The organism is Arthrobacter sp. 05T420 (genome assembly GCF_056396305.1).
The window spans coordinates 79,997-102,549 of sequence record NZ_JBFTLG010000003.1 but is presented as its reverse complement, the minus strand read 5'-3'; the positions used below and the strand labels follow the sequence as shown (position 1 = coordinate 102,549).

21 protein-coding genes are annotated in these 22,553 nt (G+C 67.0%); 9 read left to right on the top strand and 12 right to left on the bottom strand.

Annotated elements, in window-relative coordinates; translation table 11 throughout:
- Positions 1 to 7 precede the first annotated feature (7 nt).
- Both AC1DEM_RS04450 and AC1DEM_RS04445 read left to right on the top strand, forming a co-directional pair.
- Entirely contained in the window at positions 8 to 952 is a 945-nt protein-coding gene (locus tag AC1DEM_RS04450) for a COX15/CtaA family protein (protein ID WP_476883311.1), read from the top strand.
- 264 nt (positions 953 to 1,216) lie between these two features.
- Positions 1,217 to 1,741, top strand: a complete 525-nt coding sequence (locus AC1DEM_RS04445) for a hypothetical protein (protein WP_476883310.1) — start codon at positions 1,217 to 1,219, stop codon at positions 1,739 to 1,741.
- Here the strand turns inward: AC1DEM_RS04445 and AC1DEM_RS04440 are convergent, their stop codons facing one another.
- The gene (locus tag AC1DEM_RS04440; protein ID WP_476883309.1) at positions 1,742 to 1,969 is read right to left on the bottom strand and encodes a hypothetical protein; all 228 of its coding nucleotides are present in this window, start codon (positions 1,967 to 1,969) and stop codon (positions 1,742 to 1,744) included.
- A gap of 485 nt (positions 1,970 to 2,454) precedes the next feature.
- Between AC1DEM_RS04440 and AC1DEM_RS04435 the strand changes: the two genes are divergently transcribed.
- Complete coding sequence (locus AC1DEM_RS04435; protein ID WP_476883308.1) at positions 2,455 to 3,684, top strand: acyltransferase family protein; 1,230 nt, start codon at positions 2,455 to 2,457, stop codon at positions 3,682 to 3,684.
- Here AC1DEM_RS04435 and AC1DEM_RS04430 read toward each other — a convergent pair.
- Together AC1DEM_RS04430 and AC1DEM_RS04425 are read right to left on the bottom strand one after the other, a co-directional pair.
- A complete protein-coding gene (locus AC1DEM_RS04430) occupies positions 3,681 to 4,646 on the bottom strand; it encodes a threonine/serine dehydratase (RefSeq protein ID WP_476883307.1) in 966 nt (321 codons plus the stop codon). The two genes, AC1DEM_RS04435 and AC1DEM_RS04430, sit on opposite strands and share 4 nt — an antisense overlap.
- 168 nt (positions 4,647 to 4,814) lie before the next feature.
- Positions 4,815 to 5,777, bottom strand: coding sequence for a heme o synthase (locus tag AC1DEM_RS04425; protein WP_476883306.1), 963 nt, complete (start codon positions 5,775 to 5,777; stop codon positions 4,815 to 4,817).
- Positions 5,778 to 6,274: 497 nt separating this feature from the next.
- Here AC1DEM_RS04425 and tkt point away from each other — a divergent pair, with 497 nt between their 5' ends.
- The 6 genes from tkt (at position 6,275) to pgl (ending at position 14,535) form a co-directional block, all read left to right on the top strand.
- Positions 6,275 to 8,392, top strand: a complete 2,118-nt coding sequence (gene tkt, locus AC1DEM_RS04420) for a transketolase (RefSeq protein WP_476883435.1) — start codon at positions 6,275 to 6,277, stop codon at positions 8,390 to 8,392.
- A gap of 62 nt (positions 8,393 to 8,454) precedes the next feature.
- Complete coding sequence (gene tal / locus AC1DEM_RS04415; protein WP_476883305.1) at positions 8,455 to 9,570, top strand: transaldolase; 1,116 nt, start codon at positions 8,455 to 8,457, stop codon at positions 9,568 to 9,570.
- Positions 9,571 to 9,576: 6 nt separating this feature from the next.
- Complete coding sequence (locus tag AC1DEM_RS04410) at positions 9,577 to 11,211, top strand: glucose-6-phosphate isomerase (protein WP_476883304.1); 1,635 nt, start codon at positions 9,577 to 9,579, stop codon at positions 11,209 to 11,211.
- Between the two features lie 15 nt (positions 11,212 to 11,226).
- Positions 11,227 to 12,789 (top strand): glucose-6-phosphate dehydrogenase, encoded by a 1,563-nt coding sequence (gene zwf, locus AC1DEM_RS04405; RefSeq protein ID WP_476883303.1) that lies wholly within the window; start codon positions 11,227 to 11,229, stop codon positions 12,787 to 12,789.
- A complete protein-coding gene (locus tag AC1DEM_RS04400; RefSeq protein WP_476883302.1) occupies positions 12,786 to 13,727 on the top strand; it encodes a glucose-6-phosphate dehydrogenase assembly protein OpcA in 942 nt (313 codons plus the stop codon). Before zwf ends, AC1DEM_RS04400 begins: the two co-directional genes overlap by 4 nt.
- Positions 13,717 to 14,535: a 6-phosphogluconolactonase gene (pgl, locus tag AC1DEM_RS04395; RefSeq protein ID WP_476883301.1), complete on the top strand. Its 819-nt coding sequence runs from the start codon at positions 13,717 to 13,719 to the stop codon at positions 14,533 to 14,535. The genes AC1DEM_RS04400 and pgl overlap by 11 nt, the downstream gene beginning before the upstream one ends.
- Here the strand turns inward: pgl and AC1DEM_RS04390 are convergent.
- From AC1DEM_RS04390 to rapZ, 9 genes are all read right to left on the bottom strand, one after another.
- Entirely contained in the window at positions 14,506 to 14,847 is a 342-nt protein-coding gene (locus tag AC1DEM_RS04390; RefSeq protein WP_476883300.1) for an RNA polymerase-binding protein RbpA, read from the bottom strand. The genes pgl and AC1DEM_RS04390 overlap by 30 nt on opposite strands.
- 151 nt (positions 14,848 to 14,998) lie before the next feature.
- Entirely contained in the window at positions 14,999 to 15,256 is a 258-nt protein-coding gene (gene secG, locus AC1DEM_RS04385) for a preprotein translocase subunit SecG (protein ID WP_377986810.1), read from the bottom strand.
- A gap of 48 nt (positions 15,257 to 15,304) precedes the next feature.
- Positions 15,305 to 16,120 carry a triose-phosphate isomerase gene (tpiA, locus tag AC1DEM_RS04380; protein ID WP_476883299.1) on the bottom strand — a complete coding sequence of 272 codons (816 nt, stop codon included), beginning with the start codon at positions 16,118 to 16,120 and terminating at the stop codon, positions 15,305 to 15,307.
- 167 nt (positions 16,121 to 16,287) lie between these two features.
- Positions 16,288 to 17,514 (bottom strand): phosphoglycerate kinase, encoded by a 1,227-nt coding sequence (locus tag AC1DEM_RS04375; protein ID WP_476883298.1) that lies wholly within the window; start codon positions 17,512 to 17,514, stop codon positions 16,288 to 16,290.
- 10 nt (positions 17,515 to 17,524) lie between these two features.
- Positions 17,525 to 18,535, bottom strand: coding sequence for a type I glyceraldehyde-3-phosphate dehydrogenase (gene gap / locus AC1DEM_RS04370; RefSeq protein ID WP_476883297.1), 1,011 nt, complete (start codon positions 18,533 to 18,535; stop codon positions 17,525 to 17,527).
- Between the two features lie 266 nt (positions 18,536 to 18,801).
- A complete protein-coding gene (locus AC1DEM_RS04365; protein ID WP_277523724.1) occupies positions 18,802 to 19,425 on the bottom strand; it encodes a superoxide dismutase in 624 nt (207 codons plus the stop codon).
- Positions 19,426 to 19,610: 185 nt separating this feature from the next.
- Positions 19,611 to 20,591, bottom strand: coding sequence for a DNA-binding protein WhiA (gene whiA / locus AC1DEM_RS04360; RefSeq protein WP_377986807.1), 981 nt, complete (start codon positions 20,589 to 20,591; stop codon positions 19,611 to 19,613).
- A gap of 10 nt (positions 20,592 to 20,601) precedes the next feature.
- The gene (locus AC1DEM_RS04355; RefSeq protein ID WP_476883296.1) at positions 20,602 to 21,621 is read right to left on the bottom strand and encodes a gluconeogenesis factor YvcK family protein; all 1,020 of its coding nucleotides are present in this window, start codon (positions 21,619 to 21,621) and stop codon (positions 20,602 to 20,604) included.
- Positions 21,621 to 22,544, bottom strand: coding sequence for an RNase adapter RapZ (rapZ, locus tag AC1DEM_RS04350; protein WP_476883295.1), 924 nt, complete (start codon positions 22,542 to 22,544; stop codon positions 21,621 to 21,623). The genes AC1DEM_RS04355 and rapZ overlap by 1 nt, the downstream gene beginning before the upstream one ends.
- Positions 22,545 to 22,553: the final 9 nt, after the last annotated feature.

Here is a 22,553-nt window from a genome sequence, read left to right as displayed (position 1 = left end):
GAAAACTGTGAGCACGGCGTCACGCACTCCCCGGATCGTCTCCGGAATCACCTCCCGGCTGCCAGTCAGCGTAGACAAGACGATCAGGCGGCTGGCTGTGTTGTCCCTGATCGGCCAGATCGTGCTGGTAGTGACCGGCGGCGCCGTGCGGCTGACCGCCTCGGGCCTCGGCTGCCCCACCTGGCCGCGCTGCACGGAAGGATCCCTGGCGACCACGCCGGAAATGGGGTTCCACGGAATCATTGAGTTCGGTAACCGGCTCCTGACGTTCGCGCTGGCAGCCGTCGCTGTGATGATGCTCGTCTACCTCTGGAACCTCCGCAAGGAACGCCGGGACCTCTTCCTGCTGGCCCTCGGCCTGCTCGCGAGCATCCCGGCCCAGGCCGTCATCGGCGGCATCACGGTCCTGACCCAGCTGAACCCGTGGGTTGTGGGCCTGCACTTCCTCGTTTCCATGGCGCTCGTGGTCCTCGCGACCCTGTTGGTGAACCGGGCCTACGGCCGGACCGGCAAAGCCAGGACCGTGCAACTTCCCGCCCTGCCGGGCGCTGCGCGTCCGGTGATGACCGCCGTCGCGCTTCTCTCTGCCGTCGCCGTCTGCCTCGGCGTGGTGGTGACCGGCGCCGGCCCGCACGCCGGCGACGCGAACGCCCCGCGCAACGATCTCGACTGGGACCTGTTCGCGCACATCCATGCTGTGCCCGCCTACCTGGTGACCGCCGGGGCGCTGTTCGCGGTGTTCCTCGTGGTCCGCGGCCGGATCCAGGGCCCGTTCCGCTCGGCGGTGTTCATGCTCCTGGGCGTCACAGTGCTTCAGGCCGTCATCGGCTTCACGCAGTACTACAACGGCATCCCGGCGCTGCTCGTCGGCGCGCACATGCTGGCGGCGGCCCTGCTGATGAGCGCGGCCACCAACGCCGCGGACCTCGCCCGCTGCAGCCCGGTGGACTAGCCAGCCGCAGCACCGCTGATCAAAACAACGCGGGGTCACTTACCGCCCATCCGGAGCGTCGGAATGGGCCGCAAGTGACCCCGCGTTTGTTGTCTGCGCGCGGGTCCGGGCGCCGCGGCAACGAACGTCTGTACCTGTAGCACGTCACGGGGGCTGGCCTTGACGGGATTTCCGGGTGGACTATGGGATGGCATGGACATGGATCGTCGCGGCGGTGGGCTTTTGGTGTTCGTTCCCGTGACGCAGACCGGAAGGCCTTCCCTGATGCAAGCGACAGAACCGACCGTGCCCCCGTCACCCTCAGCCCGCCAACGCGCGGCGAGCCTCAAAGAGCGCGTCTACATCATCTTCACGAGCCTGGCAGTGGTGCTGGCGCTTCGGAGCCACGCGGACGAGACCACGCCCGCAGCCGCGGCGGCCACCCTCAGCATCGTGGTGATCGGGTCCCTGCTGGGGATTTTCGTCGCCGACCTCCTCAGCCACCTGACTGTCCATTCCAAGCTCCCCACCGGTGAAGAACTGCACCATATGATGGCGGTCAGCGCGGACGGTCTCGGCGTCCTAGTGACCCCGCTGCTTCTGCTGGCGGCGGCAGGCTTTGGGCTACTGACGACGGCGGCCGCTCTCGGGTGGGCGGTTGTGGTGCTCGTTGTCTCTCTGGGCGTCGTCGGATTCCTCGCGATCCGGCGCCTCGAAATCCCGCTCCATCACAAGGCCGCCATCATGTTCGCCGAGGTTGTGCTGAGCCTTCTGGTGATCGGCCTCGAACTGCTGGCCCACAACCTCTGATCACACGGCAGAAGCTGCCGGCGGGCGGAGTAACAGGCGTGCCATGGCCGCCAGGAAGGGGAGTGAGGCCGCGATGGTGAAGCTGATCTGCATGCCGCGAACAAAAGTGCCCCGATCGGCGATCAGGGCACCGAACACGGCTATGGCCACAGCCCCGCCGACCTGGCGGAAGGTGTTGAAGACCGCACTCGCGGTGCCCGCCTGCCCGGACCGCACACTGGCAACCATCGACAGAAATCCGAGAACGGCCGGGACCCGTGGCCCGAAGCATTTCGAAAGCGTTCCGCTGACGATGTTTCCGATGACGCTGAAGGCTGCCGAGGGCAGGAACACGAGCCCGGCCTGGGTCACCCCTGCCGGGCCCGGAGGAAGCCCCCGCGGAGTCCAGAAGGCACAATTTCTCCCACTATTCGACTAATAGTTACTGGCCGGTCACTTGTCGGGCGGGGGGAACTTTGGGAATACTGGAACTTGTATCCCTTCGCCCTACTGCCTGGAAGGGCAGCCGATCGCCGGTACGCCGGCCGCGGATCCGCGGGTCTGGTTGGCGGTCCGCTTGGCGGCCGGGGTCAGGTTTCGTCCAGCCCAGTCGGGGATACTTTGAGACGGCGCAAGAGTGGCGCCGCAATCGCATTCATGGAAAGTAGGACGGCTCGGTTTTGCCTTAATGCAACTGGAATAGGAACTGGCCAGATAGAGGCACCGGAGGATAAGTGGCGATACTAGTCGGCGAAAGGCCCGCCAAGGCGGCCCAACAAACTGCACCGCGCCCACGGCTTGACGGCCTGGACGTGCTACGCGGTGCTGCAGTAGGCGCCGTCCTGCTGGGACATTCCTGGCCTGCCATATTTCAAGGCGCCGGCATTGTTGGCGTCATTGCCTTCTTCGTGCTGAGCGGGTACTTGATCACCAATGTGCTCGTCCGGGACATTGAACGGCACCGAAAAATTCGCTACGGCCGTTTCTATGCCCACAGGGCCTTCCGGCTGGTGCCGGCACTCGTCTCCCTCTTGGGCGTGTACGCGATCGTCGAATTGGCCACCGACTTCCTTGGGGACCGAACCAAGGGAATCGTTGGCTACACCGTCCTTGCCGGCCTTGGCTACCTCAAGGACCTGCCCCTGCCTTTCGACGTCAGCATGGCTATCGGACCGCTCTGGACCCTGGCAGTAGAGGAACAGTTCTACCTGATCTGGCCGGCGCTGCTGGTGCTCGCCCTGCGGCGCCACCGACAGGGCCGGCTGATTGGCTTCTCTGCCGCCGTCGCCCTTTTGCTCATGTCCGCAAGCGTGCTGGCGATGGCGGCCCTGGCCCCGCAACTCCACGCACTGGTCTACGCACTGCCTACGACGTGGGGCCTGGGCCTGATCGTCGGAGCGGCCCTGCGGCTTTACAGGGTCCATGTGTTCAGCTTGTTCGCCGGCCGCCGTCTCAGGTGTGCGGCGCTGCTTGGCTCCGTCGCCGTCCTGGCCTCGCTGATGTTCTTCCCCAAGGCGAACGAGACGCCGGTCTTCATCCTCATTGGCGGCCCGCTTGCTATGGCTGCCTCAGCCGTTTTGGTCGCCCTGGCCGCCTCGCGCGTAGCAGGGATGCCGAAATGGACGCGCCCGGCGCAGATGCTGGGCACCGTGTCCTACGCCGCGTACCTGTGGAACTACCCCGTCATACTGTGGCTCAATGGCGGCTCGACGGCCGATCTGCCGCCGCTCGTCGCGGTGTCGGCCATCGCGTTGACGCTGCTCATCGCGGTGGCCAGTTGGCACACCGTCGAAAGGCTGGGAAGGATCGCGCGGGAACGCTTCGACCGGCGTTACTCCGCCGCGGACCAGCGGGACCAGCGGGACCAGCGCGAGCATCGGGGCGGGGACCAGCGGGAGGCCGGCAGCGGCCCCGTTTCCCGGCAGGCTTCAACGAGGCCGAGCCGGGAGAAGTCCGCGGACTAGGCAGGTTCGCCAGCTGTGACGGCGTCGGGATGGTCCTCCAGCGTGAAAACATCGGTGTTCGCCCCACAGACGATCACCGCCACGCGTTCCCCTTCGCCGGGCGTGTACGCCCCTGAGGTGAGAGCGGCAAGCGCCGCCGCCGCGCCGTATTCGGCAGGGATCCGGTAGTCGTTCCACAACTGCGACCGGGCGGCGACGATGGCGGCATCGTCCACCAGGACGGAGGTCGGAGGGACGAGCGAGGCAATGTTGAAGGCGATCTCGCCCACCCGCCGGGCACCCAGGGAATCCGCGGCGACTCCTGAAACGGCCACATCGACCGGGTGGCCGGCGGCCAGGGCGGCGTGCAGGGTGGGGATGTTGAAAGGTTCAACCGCGACGACGCGTGCCCGCCCTTCGGCCGCCGCCGCGACTCCCGCGTACAGGCCTCCGCCGCCGACGGCGACCACGATCGTGTCGATGCTGGGCTCGTCCTGGAGGATCTCTTCGGCGACGGTGCCCGCACCGGCCGCGATTTCGAGTTGGTCGAACGCATGGCAGAACAGGGCGCCGGTTTCTTCCACATATTCCATGGCCGCGGCGAAAGCCTCCGCGTACTCGGCGCCGACCTGCCGGACCGTCGCGTTGTACCCGAGAAGGCGCTGCACTTTCACGCGCGGGGCGTTCTCCGGCACGAACACTGTTGCCGGAACGCCGAGCGCCGCCGCGGCATAGGCATTGGCCAGGCCCGCGTTGCCGCCCGACGCCGCCACCACCCCGACCCCGGGGTCAAGTTCCCCGCGCTCCCGGGCAGCGAGGAGCCGGTTGAACGCGCCGCGGGCCTTGAAAACACCGGTGTGCTGCAGGAACTCGCATTTTAACCAGAGAGGGGCTGCAGCCGTCCCCCCGCGGAGCAAAGGCGTGCGCCGCACGTAGCCGCTAATGCGGCTCTCTGCCTTCAGTACATCGCTGCGGTTGATCACTGGCTCCCCTGGGGTCATGTTGCTGGCCGGCCCTGCCTGTTCCGGTGTTGCCTGGGTTGACAGGTCGGTTCGTCAGGATATCCCCTGGCCGAACGGACCATCGCGCTGATACGGCTGACGCTCCCCCACCACTGGTGAGGGAGCGTCGGATAGACAATCAGGGACGCCCTAGCCGCCCATGATGGCCGAGCCGACGAACGGGTCGACGGCCAGGGCAATGAAGAGCAGCGTCAGGTAGCTGATGGAGCCGTGGAAGACCTTCATGGCTCCCTTGTTGGACACGTCGCCTGCCTGGGCGCGGTTGTACAGGGCGTGCGATTCGTACAGGAACCAGGCACCGGCCGCGACGGCGGTCACGGTGTAGACCCAGCCGGCGCCGCCGGCGGGGATCATCAGCAGCGAACACGCCACCATGGCCCACGCGTAGAGGACCACCTGCACCGAGACCACTTTTGCGCCGGCGATTGCGCCCAGCATGGGCACGTTGGCGTTGCGGTAGTCCTCGCCGTAGCGCATCGACAGCGGCCAGTAGTGCGGCGGTGTCCAGAGGAAGATCACCATGAACAGCACGACGGCGGGCCACTCGACCGTGTTGGTGACGGCTGCCCAGGCAATCAGTACCGGGAAACACCCGGCGGCACCGCCCCAGACAATGTTCTGGGCCGTGCGTCGCTTGAGGATCATGGTGTAGATGACCACGTAGAAGACGATGGCGCCCAGTCCCAGCCACGCGGCGAGCGGGTTGGCCCCGAACCAGAGGATGGCGATCGCCGCAGCGCCCAGCAGCCAGGAGAAGATCAGCGCTTCCCGGGGAGTGACCTCCCCGGTGACCAGCGGCCGATTCTCCGTGCGGTGCATGAGCTTGTCGATGTCGCGGTCGATGTAACAGTTGAAGGCCCCAGCGGAGCCTGCCGCGAATGCCCCTCCCACAAGCGTCGCCAGAATCAGGCCGATCGACGGGAAGCCCCGTTCGGCATAGATCATGGTGGGCAGCGTACTGACGAGCAGAAGCTCGATGACGCGGGGTTTCGTGAGCGCCAGGTAGGCCTTGGCTTTGCGGCCGAAGCCCGTTCTTCCCGAGACCGGGGAGGCGTTCAGCGGCGTATTAGTTGTGCTCACGGTGGCAGTCACTCTGTTCTGTCTGGCTGTGCAGTTCTGTCTGGCTGGGCAGCCCCGGGTGGATTTCGCAACACGCTTGGCTGCAGAGCGGGAGCCACGCTCGGCGCGCGCCCGTGTCTTTGCCCCAGTCGAAGGCCACCACCAATCATACCGTGGAGCTCCGGGCAACAGAGCCGCCGGGGCGCGCCCATGATTCCGGCGTGTAAACGCGTCCTCACCGGCGCAGCGGCGGACGGTGATTCATATAGGCGAAATCCCGTCCAATTGGTGAGATATACGCTGACCACAAAGTGGAATGGGACTAGGCTGTCCTTAGATCAGCGCACACGGGCACGCATAAGGCAATTGCCGGAACAGGCGGCTCTGCATCTGCGTCTGAATGATAGATCAACGTTTCGATGGTGAACGGCTGGTACGAACCGCAGCGGGCACCGAACTGTGCCCGGGGCGGGAAATAGAGCGTACCGCCGGCTGTCAGCACAGAGAGGGGCCCGGTTTTCGTGCCACATTTGGAAGAGCAAGAACTGTCATGGACCACCTTGGACCAGCGCGCCGTGGACACCGTCCGGGTGCTGGCCGCGGATGCGGTGGAGAAGGTCGGGAACGGCCACCCGGGGACGGCAATGAGTCTGGCTCCGGCCGCGTACCTGTTGTTCCAGAAGCTGATGCGCCACGATCCGGCGAACCCGGACTGGCTGGGCCGTGACCGGTTCGTCCTGTCCCCCGGGCACACGTCCCTGACCCTGTACATCCAGCTGTTCCTCTCCGGCTACGGGCTGGAGCTGAAGGACCTGGAGGCGCTGCGGACCTGGGGCTCGCTGACTCCGGGCCACCCGGAATACAAGCACACCAAGGGTGTGGAGATCACCACCGGCCCGCTGGGCCAGGGCCTGGCGTCCGCGGTCGGCTTCGCGTATTCCCAGCGCCGCATGCGCGGTCTTTTCGATGCCGACGCTCCCGCCGGCACGAGCCCGTTCGACCACACCATCTGGGTGATCGCCTCCGACGGGGACCTGCAGGAAGGCGTGACCTCCGAGGCCTCTTCCCTCGCCGGGCACCAGGAGCTGGGCAACCTCGTGGTGATTTACGACGAGAACCACATCTCGATCGAGGACGACACCGACGTGGCGTTCACCGAGGACGTCCTGGCCCGCTACGGGGCCTACGGCTGGCACACCCAGCGGGTCGACTGGACCCGGACCGGCGAATACAAGGAGGACGTCGCCGAGCTGCACGCCGCGCTGCTGGCCGCGAAGGCCGAAACCGGCAAGCCCTCGATCATCTCGCTGCGGACCATCATCGGGTACCCGGCACCGAAGAAGCAGAACACCGGCAAGATCCACGGCTCGGCCCTGGGCGCGGAGGAAGTCGCCGCGCTGAAGAAGGTCCTGGGCTTCGACCCGGAACGCGCCTTCCAGGTCGACGAGGACGTCCTGGCCCACGCCCGCGCCGTCCAGGACCGCGGCGCCGCGGCCCGCACCGAGTGGCAGGCCTCGTTCGAGGCGTGGCAGGGGGCCAACCCCGAGGCCGCGGCCCTGCTCGAACGCGTCGAGGCCAAGAAACTCCCGGGCGAGTTCGAGGCCGCCCTGCCGGTCTTCGAAGCCGGCAAGGACGTCTCCACCCGGGCCGCGTCCGGCAAGGTCCTGAACGCGATCGGCCCGGTCATGCCCGAACTCTGGGGCGGCTCCGCCGACCTCGCGGAGTCGAACAACACCACGATCGAAGGCTCGCCCTCGTTCATCCCCACATCCCGGTCCACCGCCGCGTGGAAGGGCAACCCCTACGGCCGGGTGCTTCACTTCGGCATCCGCGAGCACGCCGCCGCCTCGATCGTGAACGGCATCTCCCTGCACGGGCGGACCCGGGCGTTCTCCGGCACGTTCCTGATCTTCTCCGACTACCAGCGCCCCGCGATCCGGCTCGGTGCCCTCATGGGCGTGCCCTCGCTCTACGTCTGGACGCACGACTCGATCGGCCTGGGCGAGGACGGCCCCACGCACCAGCCCGTCGAGCAGCTCGCGTCCCTGCGGGCCATCCCCGGTCTGGACGTCGTCCGCCCGGGAGACGCGAACGAGGTCGCTGCGGCCTGGAAGGCCATGCTGGAAAACCACGAAAACCCCGCCGGGATCGTCCTGACCCGGCAGAACATCCCCACCTGGGCCCGCGGCACCGGCCAGGCCGACGGCGACACCTTCGGCTCCACTGCCGGCGTCGAAAAGGGCGGCTACGTCCTGGCCGAGGCATCCAAGGACGGCAACACCGTCGAAGCGCAGGTCATCCTGATCGGCACCGGCTCCGAGGTCCAGCTGGCCGTCAACGCCCGCGAAGCCCTGCAGGCCGAGGGCATCCCCACCCGTGTGGTCTCGATGCCCTGCGTGGAGTGGTTCAACAAGCAGGACGCCGCCTACCGCGACGCCGTGCTGCCCCCCGCCGTGAAGGCGCGCGTCTCGGTCGAGGCCGGACTGGCCCTGGGCTGGAAGGAATTCGTCGGCGACGCCGGCCGTTCCGTCTCCCTGGAACACTTCGGCGCGTCCGCGGACTACAAGCGGCTCTTCCAGGAATTCGGCATCACCGCAGAAGCAGTCGCCGCCGCCGCCAAGGAATCCCTGGCCAGCCTCACCAACTGATCCACCACCACGGTTCCGGGGGACGTTGTGCCCCCGGAACCATGATTTCCAGGAGTTATGAAATGACTACCCCCACACAGCAGCTCTCCGACGCCGGCGTCTCGATCTGGCTCGATGACCTCTCCCGCGGCCGCCTGGACACAGGCACCCTGCGCAAGCTCATCGAAGAGAAGAACGTCGTTGGCGTCACCACCAACCCGTCCATCTTCCACGCCGCCATCACCGCCGGCACGGACTATGACGCCGTCATCGCCGCCCAGGCCGCCGCCGGCGCCACCGTTGAAGAGACCGTCTTCGAAATCACCACCACCGACGTGGCCGACGCCTGCGACCTGTTCGCTCCCGTCGCCGCGGCCACCAAGGGTGTCGACGGCCGCGTGTCCATCGAGGTGGACCCCCGCCTGGCCTGGGACACGGCCGGCACCATCGCCGAAGCGAAGCACCTGTACAAGAAGGTCAACAAGGACAACGTCCTGATCAAGATCCCGGCAACCCTTGAAGGCCTTGAGGCCATCACGGCCACCCTGGCCGAGGGCATCAGCGTCAACGTGACCCTGATCTTCTCGCTGGAACGCTACCGCGCCGTGATCAACGCCTTCCAGTCCGGCCTCGAACAGGCCAAGGACAACGGCCACGACCTGTCCAAGATCCACTCGGTCGCGTCCTTCTTCGTCTCCCGCGTCGATGCCGAAATCGACAAGCGCCTCAACGCCATCGGCACCGACGAGGCCAAGGCACTGAAGGGCAAGGCCGGCCTGGCCAACGCCCGCCTGGCCTACCAGGTGTACGAGGAGCTCTTCTCCACCGAGCGCTGGGCCCTCCTGGCCGAGGCCGGCGCCCTGCCGCAGCGCCCCCTCTGGGCCTCCACCGGCGTTAAGGACCCGGCCTACCCGGACACCCTCTACGTCACGGAACTCGTCGCGCCCGGCGTCGTGAACACCATGCCGGAGAAGACCCTCGACGCCACGTTTGACCACGGCACCGTCACGGGCGACACCGTCACCCGCGGCTACGACGACGCCAACGCCACACTGAACTCCCTCGATGCCCTCGGGATTTCCTACAACGAAGTCGTTGCACTGCTCGAATCCGAAGGCCTGGACAAGTTCGTGGCCAGCTGGAAGGAACTGCTGGGTGACGTCGACGGCGCCCTGGCCTCTGCACGGAAGGCTTCCTAAAACATCATGAGCACACTCAGCTACGACGCCACCGGCGCAGCCCGCCAGGCCCATGAGCAGCACCTCCCGGCACTGCTGGAGGACCGCATTGCCACCCGGATCTTCGCGAAGGACCACACCCTGTGGGGTCCGGACGCAGAGCAGGAAGCCGCCGTCCGGCTGGGCTGGGTCGAGGCGGCTACCGTCTCCCAGCCGCTGGTCAGCGGGATTCTGGCACTCCGCGAGGCGCTGAAGGCCGACGGTGTTACGCGGATCGTCCTTTGCGGCATGGGCGGCTCCTCGCTGGCGCCTGAAGTCATCGCGGGCACCGCTGGCGTCGAGCTGACTGTTCTTGACAGCACCGACCCCGAACAGGTCAGTGCTGCGCTGGCGGACCGGCTGGACGAAACGGCCATCGTCGTTTCGTCCAAGTCCGGCTCCACCGTGGAAACCGATTCCCAGCGCCGGGTCTTCGAGCAGGCATTCACCGATGCCGGGATCGACGCGAAGAGCCGCATCATCATCGTCACCGATCCGGGTTCCCCGCTGGACAAGGCCTCCAGGGAAGCCGGCTACCGCGCCGTCTTCAACGCCGACCCCAACGTCGGCGGCCGCTTCTCGGCCCTGACCGCCTTCGGTCTGGTCCCCTCCGGGCTGGCCGGAGTGGACATCCAGGCGTTCCTGGATGAAGCGGAGGAAGCAGCCGAGATCCTCAATGAAGACTCGCAGGACAACATCGGCCTCGCCCTGGGCACCGCCCTGGGCGGCACCAACCCTTTGCGCAACAAGATCGTCATCGCGGAGGACGGGTCCGGGATCGTGGGCTTCGCCGACTGGGCCGAACAGCTCATCGCCGAATCCACCGGCAAGCTCGGCACCGGAGTGCTGCCGGTCGTCGCGGGCCCTGCCTCCCCGGAGGCCACCCTTGGCGCTCCCGATGTCCTCGTCGTCCGGCTCGTCGCGGCAGATGCCGACGTGGAGCTCGGCGAGAACGAGGTCGCCATTGCGGGCGGCCTGGCCACCCAGATGATGGTGTGGGAGTTCGCCACCGTCGTGGCCGGCCGGCTGCTGGGCATCAACCCGTACGACCAGCCTGACGTCGAGGCAGCCAAGATCGCCGCACGCGGCCTACTGGACGCTCAGCCCGAGCCGACGCCGGCGAACTTCACCGACGGCGCCATCGAGGTCCGCGGCGGGGAATGGCTCGGCGGCGCCGCCACGGCGGCAGAAGCCGTCAGCGCCCTGCTCGCCGAACTCGGCCCGGACAGCTACCTCAGCGTCCAGGCCTATTTCGACCGGCTCGCCTACGCCAGCCTCGAAGGTGTCCGCGACGAACTGGCTGCTGTCACCGGGCGCCCGGTCACGTTCGGCTGGGGTCCCCGGTTCCTGCACTCCACCGGCCAGTTCCACAAGGGTGGCCCCGCAATCGGCGTCTTCCTGCAGGTCACGGCCGCCTCCGCGACGGACCTCGCCATCCCGGACCGGCCCTTCACGTTCGGCAAGCTGATCTCGGCGCAGGCCGCAGGCGACGCCCAGGTCCTGTCCGAACACGGCCGCCCGGTCCTCCGGTTGCACCTGACCGACCGCCCTGCGGGTGTGAAGCAGCTCCAGGAGCTCGTCACGTCCCTTGCCGGCCAGGCAGCATCCACCACTGAAAGCTAAGGCACCCACGCAACCATGCCAGAAACCAACAACGGCGGCAGGAACACGGCCGGCCGGAGGCGCAATCCGCTCCGGGACCCCCGTGACCGCCGTCTAAACCGTATTGCCGGGCCGTCGTCGCTGGTCCTGTTCGGGGTAACCGGTGACCTCGCCCGCAAGAAGCTGATGCCGGCCGTGTACGACCTCGCCAACCGCGGGCTGTTGCCGCCGAGCTTTGCCCTGGTGGGCTTTGCCCGCCGGCAGTGGGAGAACGAGGACTTCGCCGCGGAGGTCCTGAAGTCGGTCAAGGCCTACGCGCGCACGCCGTTCGATGAGACGGTCTGGAAGCAGCTCTCCGAGGGCATCCGCTTCGTGCAGGGCGAGTTCGACGACGACGACGCGTTCAAGCGGCTCGGCGAGACGATCGATGAGCTCGACGAACACCGTGGGACGCGGGGCAACCACGCGTTCTACCTCTCGATTCCCCCGAAGGCGTTCGAGCAGGTCTGCCGCCAGCTCTCCAAGCACGGGTTGGCCCAGGCATCGGGCGATAACTGGCGCCGCGTCGTTATTGAAAAGCCGTTCGGGCACGACCTCGAGTCGGCCCGGCAGCTGAACGACATCGTCGAATCGGTGTTCCCGCCGGACGCTGTCTTCCGGATCGACCACTATCTGGGCAAGGAGACGGTGCAGAATATCCTGGCACTGCGTTTCGCGAACCAGCTCTTCGAGCCGCTCTGGAACGCCAACTATGTGGACCACGTCCAGATCACCATGGCCGAGGACATCGGCACCGGCGGCCGGGCAGGCTACTACGACGGCGTGGGCGCGGCTCGCGACGTCATCCAGAACCACCTGCTCCAGCTCCTGGCGCTGACGGCCATGGAGGAGCCGATCTCCTTCAACGCCGACGACCTGCGGGCCGAGAAGGAAAAGGTCCTCGCCGCCGTCCGGCTCCCCGATGACCTCTCCACCCACTCCGCCCGCGGGCAGTTCACCGGCGGCTGGCAGGGCGGCGAGAAAGTCCTGGGGTACCTGGAGGAAGAGGGCATCCCGGCCGATTCCAAGACCGAGACGTTCGCCGCGATCCGGGTGGACATCAACACCCGGCGCTGGTCCGGAGCGCCGTTCTACCTGCGCGCGGGGAAGCGGCTCGGCCGCCGGGTGACGGAGATCGCCGTCGTGTTCAAGCGCGCGCCGAACCTGCTCTTCACCGACCACGGCGAGGACGACTTCGGCCAGAACGCCGTAGTAATCCGGGTCCAGCCCGATGAAGGCGCCACGATCCGGTTCGGGTCCAAGGTCCCGGGCACCCAGATGGAGGTCCGCGATGTCACCATGGACTTCGGCTACGGCCACTCCTTCACCGAGTCCAGTCCCGAAGCCTACGAACGCCTGATCCTGGATGTGCTCCTGGGAGAGCCGCCGCTGTTCCCCCGGCACCAGGAAGTTGAGCTGTCCTGGAAGATCCTGGACCCGTTCGAGGAATACTGGGCCGGCCTCGACGAACAGCCCCAGCCCTATGCTCCCGGCAGCTGGGGCCCCGCCTCCGCCGACGAGCTCCTTGCCCGCGACGGACGAACCTGGAGAAGGCCATGATCGTAGATCTTCCCGACACCACCACCTCCAAGATTTCCAAGAAGATCATGGCCCTGCGCGAGCAGGGCGGCGTGATTGCCCTGGGCCGGGTGCTGACCCTTGTGGTGGTCACCCGCTCCGGGCTCGAGGAGGAGGCCATTGAGGCCGCCAACGAGGCCAGCCGGGAACACCCGTGCCGGATCATCGTCCTCGCCGACGCCGGGGCCTCGGCCCCGACCCGGCTGGACGCCCAGATCCGCGTCGGCGGCGACGCCGGGGCTTCCGAGGTCATCCTGCTGCGCGGCTACGGCGAACTCGCCGAGGAAAGCGAATCCCTTGTGGCGGCCCTGCTGCTCCCGGACGCACCGATCGTGGCCTGGTGGCCGCATGGCGCCCCCAGGAATGCGTGCCAGACTTCGGTCGGGAGCATCGCGCACCGCCGGATCACCGATTCGGCCAACGAATCAGACCCGGTCGCGGCGCTGGAAAACATCCGCCGCACCTACAAGGCCGGCGACACGGACCTCGCCTGGACCCGCCTGACCAACTGGCGCATCCAGCTGGCCGCGGTCCTGGACCAGGTGGACGACTCGCCGGTGACGGCCGTCGCCGTCGAGGGTGCCTCGGACTCCCCCAGCACGGTGCTGCTCGCGGCCTGGCTCACCCTGGCCCTGGACGTTCCCGTCACGATCGTGGCGGATCCGGCCGGCACCGGGATCCGCCGCGTCCGGCTGACCCGGCCTGGCGGCGACATCCAGCTCTTCCGGCCCGGGCTCACCATTGCGGAACTGACGCAGCCCGGCCAGCCGGCGCAGCGGATCTCACTGCCCCGTCGCAGCCTCAAGGACTGTCTGGCCGAAGAACTACGCCGCCTGGATCCGGACGAAGTCTTCGGCGAAGTGATTACTATGGGACTCCCACGTACCAATCTAAGGAGTGTCCGTCCCAGTGAGCGCTGACCCGAGAGTAAGCATCCATCCTGACTCGACCGTCCTGATGGCTGCGATCGCAGCCCGCCTTATCACCAAGCTCGTGGATATCCAGGACCGGCACGGCGAGGCCACGGTGGTGCTTACCGGGGGCACAATGGGCATCGGCTCGCTCAAGGCAGTCGCTGAATCGCCGGCGGCGCCGGCCGTCGACTGGTCAAAGGTGAACTTCTGGTGGGGTGACGAGCGCTTCGTAGCGTCCGACGACGCCGAACGCAACGCCCGCCAGGCCCATGACGCTCTCTTGGCCCACATCAATGTTGATCCGGCGCGCGTCCACGTGCCTGGTTCCACCGATGACTTCGACAGCCCGGATGAAGCTGCAGCGGACTATGCGCGCCGCCTCGCTGAGGCTGCGGCCGCCGAACACGCCGCGGACATGTCCGATGACAGGCCGGAAAATCCGGCGCGGCTCCCCCGCCTGGACATCGTCCTCCTCGGCGTGGGGCCGGACGCGCACGTCGCGTCGCTGTTCCCTGAACATGCTGGTATCCGGGAGAAGGAGTTGACCGTCGTCGGGGTCCACAACTCCCCCAAGCCGCCGCTGGCGCGGGTGTCCCTGACGTTGCCGGCGATCAATACGGCATTAGAGGTGTGGATGGTGGTGGCCGGTGACGACAAGGCCGGCGCCGTGGGGCTGGCGCTGGCCGGCGCCAATCCCGTGCAGGTTCCCGCGGCTGGCCCGCGCGGCCGCCGGCAAACCCTGTGGCTGATTGACGAGAACGCGGCGTCGCGGGTCCCGGAACAGCTAGTCCGGAAGGGACCGTCGGGCGCGTAGCCGTTCCAGCGCTCCAGCTAGCACGTCTTCGGCGTCCTGGCTGGAGCGCCGTTCTTTAACGTATTCCAGGTGGGTCTTGAAGCCCTCCATCGGCGCATCCTCGAGCGCAAACTTGGTTTCGTCGCGGGTTGCGGTCCCGCCGCAGCGCCGGCAGTCCCAGACTCCCGGGATCTGCTCCTCCGGCAGTTGCGCGAAAACAAGCGTGGTTTCATGGCCCTTGGCGCACCGGAAGGAGACACGAATACGGGGCTGGCGTACGCCGGCCCCGTTCAGTGGCTCATGGCGGGGAGTTGCCCCTTCGGTGGCGCCCACACGGATTCCTTTGAATCCGGAAGCAGAATGCAGCATCGGGAACTCCTGGCTACTTGGCTGGCGGACGTGTGCAAGACGCCAGTCTAGGTTGGGAGTTCCCGATGCCGGGAGGGCCTTAAGGACCCCTTGTGGAGTTTTTCGGACGGGCGTCCTACGAATCGGCGCCCGTGCTGAACCGCATGAGCAGGCCGAGGGCGATGATCACGACCGCCCAGGTGATGCCCAGGATGACCGTGAACCGGTTGAGGTTCCGCTCGGCAACACCGGAGGAACTCAGCCCCGAGCTCATGCCGCCGCCGAACATGTCGGACAGGCCGCCTCCGCGTCCCTTATGGAGCAGGATGAGCAACGTCAGCAGGAGGCTGGTGATGCCCAGGAGGACCTGCAGAATGACATGAAGAACGTCCACGACGGCCTTTCAGAAGAATTGGATTACGGGGGTCAGGCTGTGTCCGGACTAATCCGTCAACAGGTGACTCTCGAACCTGACAATATTAGCAAACTCGGCAGCGTCCAGGCTGGCACCGCCGACCAGCAAGCCGTCGACGTCGCGTTCCTTCAGGATCGAGGCGGCGTTGTTGGCCTTGACCGAGCCGCCGTAGAGCAGGCGGGTCTTGGCAGCGACGTCGGCTCCGAAGAGGGTGGACAGTTCCGCACGGATGGCAGCACACATTTCCTGCGCGTCTTCCGGGCCGGCAACTTCGCCGGTGCCGATGGCCCAGACGGGCTCGTAGGCGACAACGAGCTCGGCAGCCTGCTCCGGGGTGAGGCCTTCGACTCCGGCGCGGAGCTGGGCGAGCGTGTGGTCCACGTGGGTGCCGGCCTGCCGGATCTCGAGGCCTTCGCCGACGCAGAGGACGGGGGTGACGCCGTGCCGGAAGGCGGCCTGGGTCTTGGCGTTGAGCACGGTGTCGGACTCGTTGTGGATGGTGCGGCGTTCGCTGTGGCCAACCAGTGCGTAAGTGCAGCCGAGCTTGGCCAGGAACTGCCCGGAGATATCGCCCGTGTAGGCGCCGGAGTCGAACTGGGAGAGGTTCTGGCCGCCATAGACGACGGCGAGCTCGTCGCCCTGGACCAGAGTCTGCACGCCGCGGAGACCCGTGAACGGCGGGAAGACGGCGACCTCCACCCGGCTGTAGTCGTGCTTGGCGTCGGACAGGGTCCACGCGAGCTTCTGCAGGAGGGTGATGCCCTGGACGTGGTCCATGTTCATCTTCCAGTTCCCGGCGATGAAGGGCTTGCGGTCGAATTTACCGTTGGTTGACGTGGTCACGTGATCTCCAAAAGTTCTTGTTGTATGAGAGCAGCCGGCAGGGTACCCGGTTCCTTGCGGAGGGCACCCTGCCGGCTCGATGGCCTGGCGGCCGCTGCTGCTACTGGCGGCCGCTGCTGCTAACTGCCTGTGCTTCTAACGGCCGGCGCTTCTAACGACCTGTGCTTCTAACGGTCCAGGACGCTCAGGCCGGGGAGTTCCTTGCCTTCAAGGTACTCCAGGCTGGCGCCGCCGCCGGTGGAAATGTGGCCGAACTGGTCATCGGCGAAGCCGAGGGTCCGGACCGCAGCCGCGGAGTCGCCGCCGCCAACCACCGTGAACGCGTCCGTCTCCGTCAGCGCCTGGGCGATGGCCCGGGTACCAGCGGCGAAGGCCGCGAATTCGAACACGCCCATGGGACCGTTCCAGAACACCGTCTTGGCGCCCTTGATCCGTTCCGCGAAAGCCGCTGCCGATACCGGCCCGATGTCCAGCCCAATGCCCTGGGGCCCGAAGCTGCTCGACTCGATGGCGTCAGCTGCGACGGTCTCGTGCTCGGCGTCGGCCGCGAACTTGGCCGCCACCACAACGTCGGTGGGCACGACGAACTCGGTACCGGCGTCCGCGGCCCGCTTCAGGTAGTCCTGGACCACCGGGATCTGGTCTTCTTCGAGCAGGCTGGCCGCGACCTTGTGGCCCGCGGCGGCGAGGAACGTGAACAGCATGCCGCCGCCCACCAGGATCGTGTCCGCCTTACCCAGGAGGTTGTCGATGACAGCGAGCTTATCGGAGACCTTGGAACCGCCGAGGACCACGACGTAGGGCCGCTGGGTGTCGGTGGTGAGCTTGCGCAGCACCTCGACCTCCGTGCGGACCAGGTCGCCCTGGTAGGACGGCAGCCGCGTCGCGACGTCGTACACGCTGGCGTGCTTGCGGTGCACGGCACCGAAGGCATCATCGACGAAGGCGCCGTTGTCGCCGGTGAGAGCGACGAGCTCGTCCGCGAAGGCGCCGCGTTCGGCGTCGGCCTTGGAGGTCTCGCGCGCGTCGAAGCGCACGTTCTCCAGGACCAGCGCTTCGCCGTCCAGCAGCGCGGCGGACAGTTCCTTGGCCGACTCGCCGACGGTGTCGCCGGCAAGCGAGACCTTGAAACCGGCGAGCTCGGCCAGCCGGGCGGCCGCGGGCTTGAGCGAGTACTTCTCCTCCGGGGCGCCCTTGGGGCGGCCCAGGTGTGCTGTGACCAGCACGCGGGCACCGGCGTCCGTGAGCTTCGCCAGCACTGGCAGGGAGGCCTTGATGCGGCCGTCGTCAGTCACTGTAGAGCCGTCGAGCGGCACGTTCAGGTCACTTCTGACCAGAACGTACCGCCCGCGGACACCATCAGCGATCAGTTCGTTGAGGGTGTGGAATGTCATGAGTCTTACCCTAGCCCAGCTTGGACGCGACAAGCTCCGTGAGGTCCACGAGGCGGTTGGAGTAGCCCCATTCATTGTCATACCAGGACACAACCTTGACCTGGTCGCCGATCACCTTGGTCAGGCCCGAATCGAAGATGGACGACGCCGGGTCGCCGACGATGTCCGAGGAGACAATCGGCTCGTCGGTGTAGGTCAGCAGGCCCCGGAGCTCGTCGGTCTCGGACGCTGCCTTGAGGGCGGCGTTGACTTCAGCGACGGTGGTCTCGCGGGAGACAGTGACGGTCAGGTCCGTGGCGGAGCCGGTGGGCACGGGCACGCGGATGGCGTAGCCGTCGAGCTTGCCCTTGAGCTCCGGCAGGACCAGGCCGATTGCCTTGGCGGCACCCGTGGAGGTGGGCACCATGTTGATGGCGGCGGCGCGGGCGCGGCGGAGATCCTTGTGCGGGCCGTCCTGCAGGTTCTGGTCGGCCGTGTAGGCGTGGATAGTGGTCATCAGGCCACGCTCGATGCCGAAGGCCTCGTTGATGACCTTGGCCAGCGGGCCGAGGCAGTTGGTGGTGCAGGAGGCGTTGGAGATGATGTGGTGCGTCGCGCTGTCGTACAGGCCGTCGTTGACGCCCATCACGATCGTGATGTCCTCATCCGACGCGGGGGCGGAGATCAGGACCTTCTTGGCGCCGGCGTCGATGTGCTTCTGCGCATCGGCGGCCTTCGTGAAGAAGCCGGTGGACTCGATGACGATGTCGACGCCGAGCTCGCCCCAAGGCAGCTTCGCCGGATCGCGCTCGGCGAGGACCTTGATGATGTTGCCGTCGACGACAATGTTGCCGTCCTTGACCTCAATGGTTTCGGCCAGGCGGCCGCCCACGGAGTCGTACTTGAGGAGGTGAGCGAGGGCTTCAGGGCTGGTGAGGTCGTTGACCGCAACGATCTCAAGATCTGCGCCCTGTGCGAGGGCGGCGCGGAAGTAGTTGCGGCCGATACGGCCAAAGCCGTTGATGCCAATACGGGTCGTCACGTTTTCAGTCTCCTTGGTGCTCCTGCGAGCACGACTAGTTGAGAAGGCGTTCAAGCCAACTAACAGATCCCGCACGCCATTGGGCAGAGATAATTACCAGATCGGAGGGCGACCAGCCACATTGCTGAAGGCTAACCGCCTTCCGTGATCCATCTTACGTTTAACCGGGACTGCCCCCGCAAGTGCAGGGGCAGTCCGTCCACATTTCGGGCCAAAGCGCCCGTAATGTGAGGTTTGTTACAAACGGAAGTCGCTTCCGTCACCGCTTAGAGGGTAATGAGACCCGTCGCGTTCTTGCGGGCGGCGTCGAAGCGCTTGGCGACGTCGGCCCAGTTCACGATGTTCCAGAAGGCCTTGACGTAGTCGGCCTTGACGTTGACGTAGTCCAGGTAGAAGGCGTGCTCCCACATGTCCAGCATCAGCAGCGGGGTGGTGCCGAGTGCGACGTTGCCCTGCTGATCATAGAGCTGCTCGATGACCAGGTTGCCGCCGATGGGCTCGTACGCCAGGAAGCCCCAGCCGGAGCCCTGCAGGCCCAGCGCCGCGGCGCTGAACTGGGCACGGAACGCGTCGAACGAGCCGAACGCGTCGTCGATGGCCGCAGCGAGCTCGCCTTCGGGCTTGTCGCCACCGTCCGGCGAGAGGTTCTTCCAGAAGACGGAGTGGTTGATGTGGCCGCCGGTGTGGAACGCGAGGTCCTTGGAGAGGCGGTTGATGTTGGCGAAGTCGCCCTTTTCGCGCGCCTCGGCCAGCTGGGCGAGGGCGTTGTTGGCGCCGGTCACATAGGCGGCGTGGTGCTTGCTGTGGTGCAGCTCCATGATTTTCGCGGAGATGTGCGGTTCCAGCGCTGCGTAGTCATAGTCGAGCTGTGGCAGTACGTACTCGGTCACAAAATCCTCCAATGTCGTGGACGGGTTGTCCGGTTCGGTAACTCTCGGATTGTGCATCCGGATGCGGGGCATCCGGAAGTTTACGGTGGGATCCAACGGCAACAACCCGCCGCGGCTCCCGGGTATTTCCATTCCCGGCATTTATCTGTGGTGTTTTCAGGGTCGGGGTTGATTCTAGGGGCGGGCTAGTCGTCGAGCATCTCCGGCGTCACATTGGCTTCCGTGCCCGGGATGCCGAGGTCCTGGGCCCGCTTGTCCGCCATGGCCAGGAGCCTGCGGATCCGGCCGGCGATGGCGTCCTTGGTCATGACGGGGTCAGCCAGGCGGCCAAGTTCGTCCAGGCTGGCCTGCTTATGCGCGACCCGGAGCTCGCCTGCGTACTTGAGGTGGTCCGGGACGTCGTCGCCCAGGATCTCCAAGGCACGGTCCACGCGGGCACCGGCGGCGACGGCGGCCTGCGCGGAACGGCGCAGGTTGGCGTCGTCGAAGTTGGCGAGCCGGTTGGCCGTGGCGCGGACTTCCTTGCGCATGCGGCGTTCCTCCCAGACCATGAGCGCGTCGTGGGCGCCCATCCGGGTCAGCAGCGCAGCGATCGTGTCGCCGTCGCGGATCACCACGCGGTCCACTCCCCTGACCTCGCGGGCCTTGGCCTGGATACCGAGGCGGCGGGCGGCGCCGACGAGGGCAAGGGCCGATTCGGGGCCGGGGCACGTGACTTCCATGGCCGAGGAGCGGCCTGGCTCGGTGAGCGAGCCGTGCGCCAGGAAGGCGCCGCGCCAGACGGCCTCGGCGTCCGAGGCGGAGCCGTTCACCACTACTGACGGAAGGCCCCGCACGGGACGTCCGCGGGCGTCCAGGAGTCCGGTCTGGCGGGCCAGGGCCTCACCGTCGCGGACCACGCGCACCACGTAGCGGCTGCCGCGGCGCAGGCCGCCGCCGGAGACGACGATGATCTCGCTCTGGTGGCCGTACACCTCGGCGATTGCCGCGCGCAGCCGCCGGGCGGTCGAGGCGAGGTCGACTTCAGCCTCGATCACAATCCGGCCCGAGATGATGTGCAGCCCGCCGGCGAAGCGGAGCATGGCCGATACCTCGGCCTTGCGGACCGAGGACTTCTTAATATCCAGACGGGAAAGTTCTTCCTTGACTGATGCTGTCAGTGCCATGGCACCTTTCCTAACTGTTCCCGAAAATATCGTGGTACGCCGTCGCCAGCCGCAACGGATCGTGGACCGGACGGCGACCAGACGCCCCCACTTTACCCAAGACCACCTCGGCACCGAGCATTCCTGCCGCCGCCTTGAAGTCGGGCAGGTCCTGGACCGACGCCGGGTCGGCCAGGATGACGTCGATTGTGAACTCCGGCGCGTACTCGCGCAGCACCCGGAGGTGATCGGCGGCGGTCATGCCGGCGGTCTCTTTGGTGTCCGTGGCGAGGTTCATCGTCAGGCAGCGGCGGGCGGCTGTGTGGCAGAGGGCCTCTCGCATTTCGGGCAGCAGCAGGTGCGGCAGCACGGACGTGTACCAGGAACCCGGCCCGAGGATCACCCAGTCGGCCAGCTCGATCGCCGTCAGCGCCTCCGTGCATGCCGGAGCGTTCTCCGGCAGGAGCCGGACGTGTTCCAGGGACCCTGCCACCGCGCACTTGGCCTGGCCGCTGAGCGTCTGCAGTGCTGTGGTGCCGTCCGGGGCGGTAACCCGGATCTGGCCCTCGATGGTCAGCGGCACGCTGGACATCGGCAGGACCTCGCCGCGCGCGCCGAGCAGGGCGCCGGCCCATTTCAGGCCCCCAACGGTGTCGCCCAGGAGCTCCCAGAGCGTGACAATCAGGAGGTTGCCCATGGCGTGCTCATCGAGGGACCCGCCCCGGCCCGCACCGGGGGCGAAACGGTGCTGCATGACGTCGCGCCACGTGCGGCCCCAGTCGGTGTCATCGCACAGCGCGGACAAGGCCATGCGGAGATCGCCCGGCGGCAGGACGCCGTACTCTTCACGGAGCCGGCCGGAGGATCCGCCGTCGTCCGCGACCGTGACGATCGCGGTGAGCTCGGAAGTCAGCAGCCGCAGGGCAGACAGGGAGGCGGAGAGGCCGTGGCCGCCGCCGAGCGCGACGACGGAGGGGCCCTTGTCCTGCTGGCTGGCGAATGCCGCGCTGGCGGGCGGGACAAGGGGCAGCGGGCCGGTCAGCAGCGCCATTACTCGCGGCCCAGGTCCCGGTGCGTCGTCGTCACGGTGACGCGCGGATATTGCGCCAGCCTCCGTGAGAGCTCGACGGCGACCGCCACGGAGCGGTGCTTGCCGCCGGTGCAGCCGACGGCGATGGTCGCGTAGTGCTTGTTCTCCCGCCGGTACCCGTCCAGAACCGGTTCCAGGGCCAGGACGTAGCGTTCCACGAAGTCGCTGACGCCCGCGGCTTCCAGCACGTAGTCGCTGACGTCCTTGTCCAGCCCGGTGTGCGGGCGCAGCTGGGGCACCCAGTGCGGGTTGGGGATGAAGCGTGCATCGGCCACGAAGTTGGCGTCCACCGGCAGCCCGTACTTGAAGCCGAAGCTCATGACATTCAGCCGGAGCGCCACCGGCCCGGTCTCGCTGAAAAGCTCGGTGATCGCGGTGGCGAGACCGTGGACGTTGAGGGAGGAGGTATCCAGGACGATGTCCGCGGTGTCCTTCAGTTCCCGGACAAGTTCGCGTTCCGCCGCGATGCCATCGAGGATCCGGCCGCCGCCCTGCAGCGGGTGGGGCCTGCGGCCCTGCTCGAAGCGGCGCACGAGGACGTCGTCGCTGGCGTCGAGGAAGAGCACGCGGAAGGTCACGCCGGTGGCTTCCAGGGCGCGGAGGGCCGCGCGCATGTCCACGAACAGTTCCTTGCTCCTGACGTCCATCACGACGGCGAGCTTGGACATCGAGTGCGGTGTCCGCGAGACGAGTTCGGCGAGGGTGCCGAGCATCTGCGGCGGCAGGTTTTCCACGACGTACCAGCCATGGTCCTCAAGGGCGTCCGAGGCAGTGCTCCGGCCGGCTCCCGACATTCCGGTCACTACGAGCAGTTCCGCCTCGACGGGTTTAACGGGCGTCATGCCGTCCGCATCCGTCTCGGATCCTGCCGTCGACTCTGCCATCAGTGAAGC

Coding starts and splice junctions, on each gene's coding strand:
- AC1DEM_RS04445 (WP_476883310.1), top strand. CDS start 1,217: ATGCAAGCGACAGAACCGACCGTGCCCCCGTCACCCTCAGCCCGCCAA.
- AC1DEM_RS04440 (WP_476883309.1), bottom strand. CDS start 1,969: ATGGTTGCCAGTGTGCGGTCCGGGCAGGCGGGCACCGCGAGTGCGGTC.
- tal (WP_476883305.1), top strand. CDS start 8,455: ATGACTACCCCCACACAGCAGCTCTCCGACGCCGGCGTCTCGATCTGG.
- AC1DEM_RS04410 (WP_476883304.1), top strand. CDS start 9,577: ATGAGCACACTCAGCTACGACGCCACCGGCGCAGCCCGCCAGGCCCAT.
- zwf (WP_476883303.1), top strand. CDS start 11,227: ATGCCAGAAACCAACAACGGCGGCAGGAACACGGCCGGCCGGAGGCGC.
- AC1DEM_RS04400 (WP_476883302.1), top strand. CDS start 12,786: ATGATCGTAGATCTTCCCGACACCACCACCTCCAAGATTTCCAAGAAG.
- AC1DEM_RS04375 (WP_476883298.1), bottom strand. CDS start 17,514: ATGACATTCCACACCCTCAACGAACTGATCGCTGATGGTGTCCGCGGG.
- whiA (WP_377986807.1), bottom strand. CDS start 20,591: ATGGCACTGACAGCATCAGTCAAGGAAGAACTTTCCCGTCTGGATATT.
- AC1DEM_RS04355 (WP_476883296.1), bottom strand. CDS start 21,621: ATGGCGCTGCTGACCGGCCCGCTGCCCCTTGTCCCGCCCGCCAGCGCG.
- rapZ (WP_476883295.1), bottom strand. CDS start 22,544: ATGGCAGAGTCGACGGCAGGATCCGAGACGGATGCGGACGGCATGACG.